Origin of the sequence: Candidatus Sodalis sp. SoCistrobi (assembly GCF_900143145.1) — a bacterium.
Lineage (GTDB): Bacteria > Pseudomonadota > Gammaproteobacteria > Enterobacterales > Enterobacteriaceae > SoCistrobi.
On record NZ_FRDB01000086.1, the window covers coordinates 1 to 11,388 of the forward strand.

Sequence of the window (11,388 nt, forward strand, 5' to 3'; positions counted from 1 at the left end):
TTCATGGCGGAGCGGCCCAATCAGCTTTGGGTGGCGGACTTCACCTACGTCAGAACGGCGCAGGGCTTCGTTTATGTGGCCTTTATCGTCGATGTGTTCGCCGGCGTTATCGTCGGCTGGCGGGTCTCAACGTCGATGGAGACATCTCTGGTGCTGGATGCGCTGGAGCAGGCGCTTTGGGCTCGTCGCCCAGGGAAAGGGGTGATCCATCACTCAGACCGAGGCTCACAATATGTTTCATTAGCGTATTCAAAGCGTCTGAAGGATGCTGAAATCCTGGCGTCAGTTGGCACTACCGGCGACTCCTACGATAATGCGATGGCAGAGAGTATCAACGGGTTGTACAAAACGGAGGTTATCCACCGCGGGAGCTGGAAAAACCGGACGGAAGTGGAGTTGGCCACGCTGGACTGGGTGGACTGGTACAACAACAGAAGGCTGCTCGGGCGGCTGGGTTACATCCCTCCTACTGAAGCCGAAATGAACTATTACGCTTTGCAATTAGCATCAGAGGAAGCGGCGTAGTATTGCCAAAATTACTCTCTAATAAACTCGGGGTTATTCACAACAGCACCGGCAACATCGCTAAAGTCAAGCAGCTGCCGCCCAGTCTGATGGCGCAATACTATTTTGGCGATGCCCAGGATAAGCTGCGGCCTTATGTCGGTATCGGCGTCAACTACACCACCTTTTATGACGCCCATTTTAACCAGAAGGGCGAAGATCTCGGCCTGAGCGATCTGAGCGTGAAGCATTCCTGGGGGCTGGCCGGGCAGGCGGGGCTGGATTATAACGTCAGCGAGAACTGGCTGATTAATATGTCGGTGTGGTATATGGACATTGATACCAATGTTCGCTTCAAGGCCGGCGGCGAGCAGCAGTCCATTCATACCGATATCAACCCGTGGGCGTTTATGTTTGGCGTAGGCTACCGTTTCTGATGGTTGTCGGCTAAAAAAAGGGGCGCCAACGCGCCCCCGATGAATGCCGCAGCTCAGGCGTGGGTTATTTGATTTGCATATCGTTTTCCACCGACTTGACGCCGGCAACCCCGCGCGCGGCCTGAACCGCCAGGCTGGCCTCGGTGGCAGAGCCCACAAAACCGCTCAACTGTACGCGGCCTTTAAAGGTTTCCACATTGATTTCCCGCGCTTTCAGGCGATCGTCGCGTACCAATTCCGATTTCACTTTCGCGGTGATCACCGTATCGTCAATATAGCCGCCGGTGCCTTCAGACTTGGCGGTCGGCGCACAGCCGTTGAGCGCGAAGACCACTATCAAAGGGGTTAACAGGCTGGCGGCGACTTTCCACACGTTCATAGTCTCTCCTTGATGGAATGCGAGTCGTATTATGCTTGGTTGCATTGCCGGGACCCTGGGGATGCCCGGCATTGATAGTGTTAATGATAAAAGGCGTTTACGCCAGTTAACCGCGGGTCGCCGCCTTAAGTTCCCGCACGAACTGCGCCAGTTTTTCCAGCATCAAGTCGGGATTATCGCTATGCTTTTCGATAATACGCACAATCGCCGAGCCGGAGATGGCGCCGGCCGTGCCAGCCTGAAGCGCGACACGGACCTGTTCAGGTTCGGAGATGCCGAATCCCTGTAGCGTCGGCGCGGCATGGTATTCCTTCAGTGTATCGACCAGATGCTTAAGCGGCGTATTGGCTCGTTTTTCGCTGCCGGTAACGCCGGCGCGCGAGAGCAGATAGGTATATCCCCGGCCGTGCGAGGCAATTTCGCGCAGCAAATCATCGTCAGCGTTCGGCGGGCAGATGAAAATGGGCGCCACGCCATGACGCAGGGCGGCCTGGCGAAACGGCAGACTTTCTTGCAGCGGCACATCCGCCACCAGCACCGAGTCGACGCCGACCTCGGCGCAGTGGGCGTAAAAACCATCTATCCCCTCGTTGTAAACCAGATTGGCATACATCAACAGACCAATCGGTATGGCGGGGTATTTTTGGCGGATCGTTGCCAGCATTTCAAAACAGTGCGCCGGCGTGACGCCGGAGGCAAACGCGCGCAGGTTGGCATTTTGGATAGTGGGGCCGTCCGCCAGCGGATCGGAGAACGGGATGCCCAGCTCCAAAGCGTCGGCGCCGGCGTCAATCAGCGTATCGATGATGCGTAGCGAAAGCGTAGGGTTGGGATCGCCGAGCGTCACAAAAGGCACAAATGCGCCTTCATGGCGCGCCGCCAGCTGGCTGAATAATTGCTGATAGCGTTCCATTAAATGTCTCCTCGCGCCTGCAAAATATCATGTACGGTGAAAATATCTTTATCGCCGCGCCCGGACAGGTTGACTACCAATATCTGCTCTTTCTCCGGCTCCGCTTGTATCATTCTCAGCGCGTGGGCCAGCGCATGGGACGATTCCAGCGCCGGGATAATGCCCTCATGGCGGGAAAGGCGACGGAAGGCATCCAGGGCTTCTTCGTCGGTAGCCGATACGTACTCCGCCCGGCCGATGCTATCAAGGTAGGCATGCTGGGGACCCACCGAGGGAAAATCCAGGCCGGCGGAAATGGAGTAGGATTCCTCAATTTGCCCTTCGGCGGACTGCATCATCGGCGACTTCATGCCGAAATAGATGCCGGTGCGGCCATGTTTCAACGACGCCCCGTGCTGCCCGGTCTCGATACCCAGGCCTCCCGGCTCTACACCTATCAGGCGAACCGACGGTTCATCGATGAAATCGGCGAACATGCCGATGGCGTTGGAGCCACCGCCGACGCAGGCGATGACCGCATCCGGCAGGCACTGTTCGTGCTCTTGCAGCTGCGCGCGCGTTTCTTCGCCGATCATCCGCTGGAATTCGCGCACAATGGTCGGGAACGGATGCGGGCCGGCGGCGGTACCGAGCATGTAGTGGGCGCGTTCATAGCTGTCGGACCAGTCGCGCAACGCTTCGTTGCAGGCGTCTTTTAAGGTGGAGGAGCCGCTGTGCACTGGAATGACCTCGGCCCCCATCAGCCGCATGCGAAAAACATTGGGCGACTGGCGTTCGATGTCTTTGGCGCCCATATAGATACGGCATTTCAGCCCCAGCAATGCGGAGGACAGGGCGGAGGCCACGCCGTGCTGACCGGCGCCGGTCTCGGCGATAATTTCGGTTTTGCCCATCCGTTTGGCCAGCAGCGCCTGCCCCAGCACTTGGTTGGTTTTATGGGCGCCACCGTGCAGCAGGTCTTCGCGTTTGAGATAAAGTTTGGTCCGGGTGCCGGCGGTCAGGTTGCGGCACAGCGTCAGCGGTGTCGGTCGGCCGGCGTAGTTTATCAGTAAATCGCTGAATTCGGCCTGGAACGCCGGGTCGCTCTGGGCGCTGACGAACGCGTCTTCCAATTGAATCAGCGCCGGCATCAGAATTTGCGGCACATACATGCCGCCAAATTCGCCAAAATAGGGATTAAGTCGTGTCATGCTTGGTTGTCTCTCACGGTGTCAGGCTGAAGGTTAATAGGCGCGCAGCGTCTGAAATACCGTAGCCAGTTTATGATGATCTTTAATACCCGGCGCGCTTTCCACGCCGGAGTTGAAGTCCAGTCCGATGCAGCCAAGACGGGCCGCGGCCACGCAGTTGTCCGCCGCCAGTCCGCCCGCCAGCATGACGTTATCCAGCGTGGCGCCGTTTAACAGCGACCAGTCGAAAGGCTTGCCGCTGCCGCCGCCGTTATCCAGCAGGTAGCGATCCACCTGGGTGAAATCGCGCGCCGGCAGGGCCTGGCGCATATCCAGCGCCTTCCAGATGCGGCACTCGGGCGGCAGGGCGTGGCGCAGCGCATCGATATAGCGCTGATCTTCGCCGCCGTGCAACTGGACTGCCGCCAGCGACAGCGTGCGCGCGGTCGCGGCGACCTCATCCACCGGCGCATCGCGAAACACGACGACATAGCGCAGCGCGGCGCCGGCCATCACGGTGCGGGCGGTGTCGATATCCACACACCGCGGCGAGCCGGGGACAAATATCAGCCCGCCGTAAATCGCGCCCGCTTCCAGGGCGGCGCGCGCATCGACGGCGCGGGTAAGACCGCACACCTTGTTTTCGCCCAACAGCACCCGACGCACCGCCATCGTCAAGTCGGGTTCCGACATCAGCGCGCTGCCAATCAGAAACCCGTTGGCGTAGTGGCTAAGTTCGCGCACCTGGCGATAGTGATTAATGCCGGACTCGCTGATAACCGTCACTCCCGCCGGCAGCCGCGGTCCGAGCGTGCGGGTGCGGTTCAAATCAATCGACAGATCGCGCAGGTCGCGGTTGTTGATGCCCACCACTTTCGCTTCCAGCGCAATGGCGCGCTCGCGCTCTTCGTCGCTGATGACCTCGGTCAACACGCCCATATTCAGGCTGTGGGCCACCGCCGCCAACGCGCGGTAGGTGTCGTCGTCGAGGACGGACAACATCAGTAGTACAGCGTCCGCCTGATGCAGGCGCGCGAAGACAATCTGCCAGGGGTCGACAATGAAATCTTTGCATAATACCGGCTGGCTCACCGAGCGGCTCACCTCGCGCAGATAATCAAAGCTGCCTTGAAAATATTTCTCGTCGGTCAGTACCGAAATCGCGGAAGCATAATGCCGGTAAACGCCCGCAATGGCGACCGGGTCGAAGTCGTCGCGAATAAGGCCTTTGGACGGCGATGCCTTTTTGCATTCCAGAATAAATGCCGTACGGGTACCGGACAGCGCGTGATAAAAATTGCGCGTGCTGGGCTGCACCTGATGGCGAAAACTGTCTAGCGGCTGTAACCGTTGGTGTTCGGCAACCCATTCATATTTATCTGCGACGATCTTCGCAAGTACCGTGTCCTGCATGACTTTCTTATCCTCTTGCTGCCAATGCGATCACGCGCGCATAGGGGGCACCGCTGTGAATTTCCTCCAGCGCCCGATGGGTGTTGTCACGGAGATTTTCCTGACCGAACAATTTGAGCAGCAGGGCCACGTTGGCGGCGACAGCGGATTCATGCGCGTGTTCACCTTTACCTTGTAACAAACGCGCCAAAATGTCACGGTTTTCTTCCGGCGATCCCCCACGCAGCGCCTCCGCGGGCTGGGGCGACAGGCCAAAATCCGCCGCGTTCAAAGTGTAGCTCTCAATCGTCCCCTCGCGCAGCTCCGCCACCTGGGTCGGCGCATGCAGCGCGACTTCATCCATGCCGCCGCCGTGTACCACCGCGGCGCGTTGGTAGCCCAGCACGCGCAGCGTCTCGGCAATCGGCAGCACCAGTTCCGGGCTGTAGACGCCAATCAGCGCCAGCGGCGGCCGGGCCGGGTTGATTAGCGGGCCTAACACGTTAAACAGGGTACGGGTTTTCAGAAGCTGACGCACCGGCATCGCATGACGAAAACCGGCATGATACTGTGGGGCGAACAAAAAGCACATGCCCAGTTCATCCAACGCCTGGCGCGATAGCTCAGCCGGCATATCCAGCCGGATACCGAACGCCGCCAGCAGGTCCGACGAACCCGAACGGCTGGATACGCTGCGGTTGCCGTGCTTGGCGACCCGGGCGCCGCAGCCGGCGGCGACGATAGCGCTGGCGGTGGAGATGTTGATGCTATTGCTGCCGTCGCCGCCGGTACCGACAATATCGGCAAACGGATAATCCGGGCGCGGAAACGGGCTGGCGTCGGCCAACAGCGCGCCGGCGGCACCGGCGATCTCCTCGGGGTATTCACCGCGCACTTTCATGCTGATAAGCGCGGCCGCCAACTGTTCCGGGGCCAATTGCCCTTGAATGATGGCCGCGAACAGCTGCTGGCTTTGTTCGCGGCTGATACGCTCACCCTGATAAAGGTGTTCCAGAATCGCTTGCATGGCTTAGTCCTTGTGATTACGCCCGTGCCCAGGCGAGCGTCTGATTTAACAAATGCGCCCCCTGGGTGGTTAAAATGGATTCGGGGTGGAACTGGAAGCCGCAGACCCGATCGGCGTCATTGCGTACCGCCATCACCATGTCGTTATAGTGGGCGTTGACCGTGAGCGTTGCCGGCACCTGACTGCCTACCAGCGAATGATAACGCGCCACCGGCAGCGGGTTCGGCAGTCCGGCGAACATCCCCTGGTTGTCGTGGCGGATGGGCGACGCTTTACCGTGCAGGATCTCGCCCGCCTGGCCGACGTGGCCGCCGTAGGCTTCCACTATCGCCTGATGACCCAGGCAGATGCCGATAATCGGTAACCGGCCGCGCAACGCCGTGAGCAACTCCGGCATGCAGCCCGCCTGGGACGGCGCGCCGGGGCCCGGCGACAGCATCAGGATCGGGTTTTCCAGTTCGGACAGCGCCCGCATGATGAGGGCGGCCGGTAACCGGTTGCGGTAAATCACCACCCGGTGATCGTTGGCGCGCAGCTGATCCACCAGGTTATAGGTGAACGAGTCGACATTATCGAGTAACAGGATATCGGCCATCAGAACAGCTCCTTTGCGTCGTGGGCGGTGGCAATAGCGCGCAACACGGCACGCGCTTTGTTGCGGCTTTCGTCGGCTTCCGCCTGGGGAACGGAATCCAGTACCACGCCCGCGCCGGCCTGCACCGTGGCGATACCGTCTTCAACGTAGGCGGAACGGATGACGATACAGGTATCGAGCGCCCCGGCGGCGGTAAAATAACCGATTGCGCCACCGTAACTCCCGCGGCGTTCGCCTTCCGCCTCGGCAATAAGCTGCATGGCGCGGACTTTCGGCGCCCCGCTCAGGGTGCCCATATTCATGCAGGCGCGGTAGGCATGCAGTACGTCGAGATCGGCGCGCAGCTGGCCGACCACCCGTGATACCAGATGCATCACGAAAGAGTAACGATCGACTTTGGTCAAATCCGCCACGTAGCGGGTGCCCGGCTCGCAAATACGCGCCAGATCATTGCGCGCCAAGTCCACCAGCATCAAATGTTCGGCCAGCTCTTTATGGTCGGCGCGCATTTCCAGCTCGATGCGGCTGTCGAGATCGGCATCCAGCGTACCGTCGGCGCGCCGTCCGCGCGGCCGGGTGCCGGCGATGGGGTAGATTTCAATCTGTCCGGTATCCGGGGCGTATTTCAGCGAGCTTTCCGGCGAGGCGCCAAACAGGGTGAATTCATTGTCTTGCATGAAGAACATATACGGGCTGGGATTGCTTTTCTTCAGCGTATGGTAAGCGGCGAGCGCCGAAGGACAGGGCAGGGAGAAACGCCGCGAAGGCACCACCTGGAAAATTTCCCCTTCGCGGATCGCCTGCTGCATCCGGCGCACGACCTGGCCGTACTCTTCGTCACTCTGGCTGCAGGTCAAGGTCATGGTGTCGATGACCTGATGCGGAATCGGCTCTGGCGCTTGGCTGAGCTGATGTTGTAATTGCTCAAGACGGTGCTGCAACCGCTGCTTCTCCGATGCACTGGGGCTGAACAGGCTGCATTGCAGTTCGCAGGTTTGTTGCTGGTGATCGAGGATCAGCAGCGTTTCGGCCAGATAAAAGCAGTAATCGGGGCAGCGTTGTCCCGGACGCAGCGGCGGCAAGGATTCAAAGCCGGCAACCAGATCATAGGCGAACAGCCCGCCGACAAACATCGCTTTCGGCGCGTCCGGCGGCTGGCCGACCAGCGTCAGTAGCAGGCGCAGACAATCGAATACCGACAATGCGCGCAGGCGGGCATCCTCATCCACGTCCTGTTCCGACGGCGGGAAGGTGATTTCACGGCCATAAGGGTGGGTGACAATCGTCACCTGCCCGGGCAAGGCGGCATCCAACAGCGGCAGCAGCGCGGCGCCGTTGGCGCTCAGCGCCTGTAGCGTGACGGTCTGGCCAAGGGCGGTGATACGCAGCGCGCTATCCACCACCATCATGCTTTCCAGATCATGCTTCTTATCGATCTCGGCCGACTCCAGCAACAGCGTTGCGGGGCGGGCGCCGCACAGCTGGTTGAACATGGCGGTTGGGTCGGGGCGGTAAGGGGCCTGCGCGTGCAGCAATTCTATCTGATAGTGACTGGTTGGCATTGGCATTATCTTTTTTCCTGATTGTCGCCCATAAAAAAACCCGCTAACGCAGCGGGCTATTTGGGATCGTGCTCTGTCTGATGACAGCGACGCATGATTTCACCACCCGCTAAAGGGAGGTGCGCCACCAGCGAAGCATTACTGTAGTGAAGGTCATCATGTTGAGCATCTCGAAGGCTGTGGTTGAACTTCGTACTAGTAAACTAGTTCAGGGATAAAAAGTCAACCATAATGGATGAACTAACGAAAATAAGTCCACTAGTTCGATTCAGCTCGGTTTACCGCTATGATGGAGGGCAATGAAAACTGCGGGGAGATCCCTTGACGCCACAACCGATGACGACAGCCTTACGGGTTGTTTATGACCTGCACAGCCATACTACCGCCTCCGACGGCCTGCTCACGCCACGGGAACTGGTGGTGCGCGCCCAAGCGATGGGCGTCGATGTGCTGGCGATAACCGATCATGATACCGTCGACGGTATTGCCCCCGCCGCCGAGGCGATTGCCGCGCTCAATCTGCCGCTCAAGCTGGTGGCGGGGGTGGAAATCTCTACCCTTTGGCAGCATCACGAAATCCATATCGTCGGGTTGGGCATCGCGCCGCGTCACCCGGCGCTGACGGCATTGCTGGCGTCACAGCGCGCGCATCGCCTGACGCGCGCCCATGCCATTGCCGAACGGCTGGCCAAGGCGGGTATCCGCGAGCCCTGGCAGGGCGCCCGGCAGTTGGCGCAAGACGATCTTGTGACCCGCGGTCATTTTGCGCGCTATCTGGTCAGCCTTGGCGTGGCGACTAATGTCGCCAACGTGTTTAAAAAATATCTGTCGCGGGGGAAAACCGGCTATGTCCCGCCACAGTGGTGTACAATAGATGAAGCGATTGAAGCGATCCACCTAGCAGGGGGACAGGCGGTAGTGGCCCATCCCGGGCGTTATCACCTGTCGGCCAAGTGGCTGAAACGGCTGCTGACGCATTTCACCGCTGCCGGCGGCGATGCGATGGAAGTCGCGCAGTGCCAGCAGTCGCTGCAAGAGAGGAGCCAGCTTGCGGCCTATGCCCGTGATTATCGACTTCTCGCTTCTCAAGGGTCCGATTTTCATCAACCCTGCGCCTGGATTGAGCTGGGTCGCAAACTATGGCTGCCGGGAGGGATTGAGCCGGTATGGCGTGACTGGCCGGTGTTACCTGCCGCCGGTCCTCCCGCAGCCGTAGAGGGATAAACCAGGCGGCCCGTGTCCTCTGCCGGCCGCCTTAATAAGGAGTGTTTGATTAATGAGTCAGTTTTTTACCCTTCACCCGGATAACCCGCAGCCGCGTCTGGTCAGCCAGGCGGTGGATCTGCTGCGCAAAGGCGCGGTCATCGTCTATCCTACCGACTCCGGCTATGCCTTGGGCTGCCAGCTTGAAGACAAAACGGCTATGGAGCGCATTTGCCGCATTCGCCAGTTGGACGGTCATCATAATTTTACGCTGGTATGCCGCGATCTTTCTGAATTGTCCACCTATGCACAGGTGGACAATCAGGCGTTCAGACTGATGAAAAACAACACCCCCGGCAAATATACTTTTATCCTCAAGGCCACCAAGGAAGTGCCGCGCCGGCTGATGAGCGACAAACGCAAAACGATAGGCCTGCGCGTGCCGTCCAACCCTATTGCGCTGGCGCTGCTCGAGGCCCTGGATGAGCCGATGATGTCGACGACGTTGATGCTGCCGGGCAATGATTTTGCCGAGTCGGATCCTGAATCCATTCGTGATCACTTGGGTAAACAGGTCGATCTGGTGATCCACGGCGGCTTTCTCGGCCAGCAGCCAACGACGGTCATCGATTTGACCGACCCGACGCCGCAGGTGGTGCGCCAAGGGGTTGGCGATGTCTCGCCGTTCCTGTGAGGCAAACGCCGACGGGGGGAGCGTGACGAAAGCGACGCGATAGCCTGACGACGGGTGAGTAACAAGAAGCGAACGTGCCGCGATTCCGCGCTGGCGGCACCCAGGTGCCGAGCAACGGGCCCGTCCCCCACCGAGGGCATAGGTATCTACACATCAGGGAGGAGGCTTAAGAGCAACTCTCGCTAAATGAGTAAGTTCTTCCAGACTATATTCCGATAATAATTTTAGTGTATTCAACAAGATGGATAGGCCAGCGAGCAGAGCAGGAGCGCTCTCTCTGCGGCCTCGCTTTTGCTGTCGTCCTGACAAGCGACATATCAGCTGGCGGGCTGCCGCATTTTCTTCTCCTTCAGCGCGTTGCAGCCGCCATACCAGAACAGCAGCCATACTGGCTATTAACAACCTGCGTAGTACGGCTGGCGCGCTGCGCTGAAGCCATGTTTCTACGTCATGTCCGGCACCTTTCAGCAACTTAAAAAATGATTCAATATTCCAGCGCCAGTAATACCAACGAGCTACTTCCTCGCAGGTGATCTCGCTGCAAACGTTTGTAAGCAGCGTCCAGCGTCCCACCACATTACCGAGATCATCCGTAAGCCGAACAACAACCAATCTGACCGTCAGAGGCTCTCCAGGTTGGATTTTTATGCGGCGGCCGGTTTCTTTATCTTTACGCTTCTGCTGCGCAGCTCGGGTTATGACTATCGAGGTTTCACTGATTTCCATATCAGCTTTTTTCCCTTTCCAGTCTACCTGTCCGCATCCGTTGTATGGCAGAAGAGCAGCAATCTCACCAATTTTCAATGAATTACCTTGCCACTCTGCACCATGTCCTTCTTTTCCTCGGATAAGCCAGCATATTCCTTGAGTACTCAACGTCCGCATATGTCCAATAGAGTCACCCTCTCTATCAATTATATGAATCAGCTTTTTACCTATATTAAGCGATTCCACACGGGCAATATCGGTCGTCAAGGCGTCCATATGTGTCTGCCGTTCGGACAGTCCTTCCGCCAACGTTGAATGACAACCGGTTGCATCGGTAAGTGTCTGAGATAGAGGCGCTATTGGCAAACCCGTGCCAGCATCAACCAGCAAGCTGCTTTGAAGTTCATATCCAACATCGCCACCGTGCGTCATTTTTAAGCGTCCGTATTTGGCATGATGGTAAAGAAATTGTAAACGTGACCAATCATGAACAACGAGAGCGTATGGATGCGGGCTAAGCGAAATTTGCTCAAGTGCTAGCGAAATAATTGGCTCATTGAGTTGACTGAAGCTAATTCGCTTATTATTCAGAAAACGCCAGACAGCTTGGGTAGTTGCGAAAGTTGATTTTTGAGCACTTGCGAGGTCTTTAACCGCAGAAGCAAGAAGAGCCGCGGGCGTCATATGCTGTTTAACCAGCGTCTGATATCGGCGGGTAAGGCGAGAGTCAATCCCGCCAACAGATAGGTTGAAATCATTCTGCAAAGTAATAACAGGTATCACGATAAATGTGTAGATACCTATG

Annotated in this window: 9 protein-coding genes, 2 pseudogenes and 1 other annotated feature; of the genes and pseudogenes, 4 read left to right on the forward strand and 7 right to left on the reverse strand. The window is 58.2% G+C overall.

Annotated features, from left to right (window positions below; translation table 11 throughout):
* Together CINSTRO3249_RS07645 and CINSTRO3249_RS07650 are read left to right on the forward strand one after the other, a co-directional pair.
* The coding region (locus CINSTRO3249_RS07645) for an IS3 family transposase (RefSeq protein ID WP_125933110.1) at window positions 1–525 on the forward strand (525 nt) is incomplete at its 5' end.
* Window positions 526–572: 47 nt separating this feature from the next.
* A pseudogene (locus CINSTRO3249_RS07650) lies at window positions 573–941 on the forward strand (OmpW family outer membrane protein); the annotation flags it as partial.
* Between the two features lie 64 nt (window positions 942–1,005).
* On the opposite strand, the gene CINSTRO3249_RS07655 reads toward CINSTRO3249_RS07650, so the two are convergent.
* The 6 genes and pseudogenes from CINSTRO3249_RS07655 to CINSTRO3249_RS07685 all read right to left on the reverse strand — a co-directional run bounded on the left by CINSTRO3249_RS07655 (window position 1,006) and on the right by CINSTRO3249_RS07685 (window position 7,978).
* Window positions 1,006–1,320, reverse strand: a complete 315-nt coding sequence (locus tag CINSTRO3249_RS07655; RefSeq protein WP_074012836.1) for a BON domain-containing protein — start codon at window positions 1,318–1,320, stop codon at window positions 1,006–1,008.
* Between the two features lie 106 nt (window positions 1,321–1,426).
* Entirely contained in the window at window positions 1,427–2,233 is an 807-nt protein-coding gene (trpA, locus tag CINSTRO3249_RS07660; RefSeq protein ID WP_074012837.1) for a tryptophan synthase subunit alpha, read from the reverse strand.
* Window positions 2,233–3,423: a tryptophan synthase subunit beta gene (trpB, locus tag CINSTRO3249_RS07665; protein ID WP_074012838.1), complete on the reverse strand. Its 1,191-nt coding sequence runs from the start codon at window positions 3,421–3,423 to the stop codon at window positions 2,233–2,235. The genes trpA and trpB overlap by 1 nt, the downstream gene beginning before the upstream one ends.
* A 33-nt stretch (window positions 3,424–3,456) precedes the next feature.
* On the reverse strand, window positions 3,457–4,815 hold the full coding sequence (trpCF, locus tag CINSTRO3249_RS07670) for a bifunctional indole-3-glycerol-phosphate synthase TrpC/phosphoribosylanthranilate isomerase TrpF (protein WP_074012839.1): 1,359 nt from the start codon (window positions 4,813–4,815) through the stop codon (window positions 3,457–3,459).
* A gap of 7 nt (window positions 4,816–4,822) precedes the next feature.
* A pseudogene (gene trpD, locus CINSTRO3249_RS17595) lies at window positions 4,823–6,416 on the reverse strand (bifunctional anthranilate synthase glutamate amidotransferase component TrpG/anthranilate phosphoribosyltransferase TrpD).
* Entirely contained in the window at window positions 6,416–7,978 is a 1,563-nt protein-coding gene (locus CINSTRO3249_RS07685) for an anthranilate synthase component 1 (RefSeq protein ID WP_074012842.1), read from the reverse strand. The pseudogene trpD and the gene CINSTRO3249_RS07685 overlap by 1 nt, the downstream one beginning before the upstream one ends.
* Window positions 7,979–8,008: 30 nt before the next feature.
* Window positions 8,009–8,114: a sequence feature (Trp leader region), on the reverse strand.
* A gap of 200 nt (window positions 8,115–8,314) precedes the next feature.
* Here CINSTRO3249_RS07685 and CINSTRO3249_RS07690 point away from each other — a divergent pair.
* Together CINSTRO3249_RS07690 and CINSTRO3249_RS07695 are read left to right on the forward strand one after the other, a co-directional pair.
* On the forward strand, window positions 8,315–9,202 hold the full coding sequence (locus tag CINSTRO3249_RS07690; protein ID WP_074012843.1) for an RNase RNM: 888 nt from the start codon (window positions 8,315–8,317) through the stop codon (window positions 9,200–9,202).
* Between the two features lie 52 nt (window positions 9,203–9,254).
* Window positions 9,255–9,875 carry an L-threonylcarbamoyladenylate synthase gene (locus CINSTRO3249_RS07695; RefSeq protein WP_074012844.1) on the forward strand — a complete coding sequence of 207 codons (621 nt, stop codon included), beginning with the start codon at window positions 9,255–9,257 and terminating at the stop codon, window positions 9,873–9,875.
* A gap of 153 nt (window positions 9,876–10,028) precedes the next feature.
* Here CINSTRO3249_RS07695 and CINSTRO3249_RS07700 read toward each other — a convergent pair.
* Window positions 10,029–11,388, reverse strand: a 1,360-nt coding sequence (locus tag CINSTRO3249_RS07700) for a flagellar biosynthesis protein FlhF (protein WP_254304262.1), incomplete at its 5' end; no start/stop codon positions are given.

What these genes read in the sequence shown, in the direction of transcription:
- CINSTRO3249_RS07685 (WP_074012842.1), bottom strand. Translation starts at nt 7,978, where the DNA reads ATGCCAACCAGTCACTATCAGATAGAATTGCTGCACGCGCAGGCCCCT.
- trpA (WP_074012837.1), bottom strand. Translation starts at nt 2,233, where the DNA reads ATGGAACGCTATCAGCAATTATTCAGCCAGCTGGCGGCGCGCCATGAA.
- CINSTRO3249_RS07695 (WP_074012844.1), top strand. Translation starts at nt 9,255, where the DNA reads ATGAGTCAGTTTTTTACCCTTCACCCGGATAACCCGCAGCCGCGTCTG.
- CINSTRO3249_RS07655 (WP_074012836.1), bottom strand. Translation starts at nt 1,320, where the DNA reads ATGAACGTGTGGAAAGTCGCCGCCAGCCTGTTAACCCCTTTGATAGTG.
- trpCF (WP_074012839.1), bottom strand. Translation starts at nt 4,815, where the DNA reads ATGCAGGACACGGTACTTGCGAAGATCGTCGCAGATAAATATGAATGG.
- trpB (WP_074012838.1), bottom strand. Translation starts at nt 3,423, where the DNA reads ATGACACGACTTAATCCCTATTTTGGCGAATTTGGCGGCATGTATGTG.
- CINSTRO3249_RS07690 (WP_074012843.1), top strand. Translation starts at nt 8,315, where the DNA reads ATGACGACAGCCTTACGGGTTGTTTATGACCTGCACAGCCATACTACC.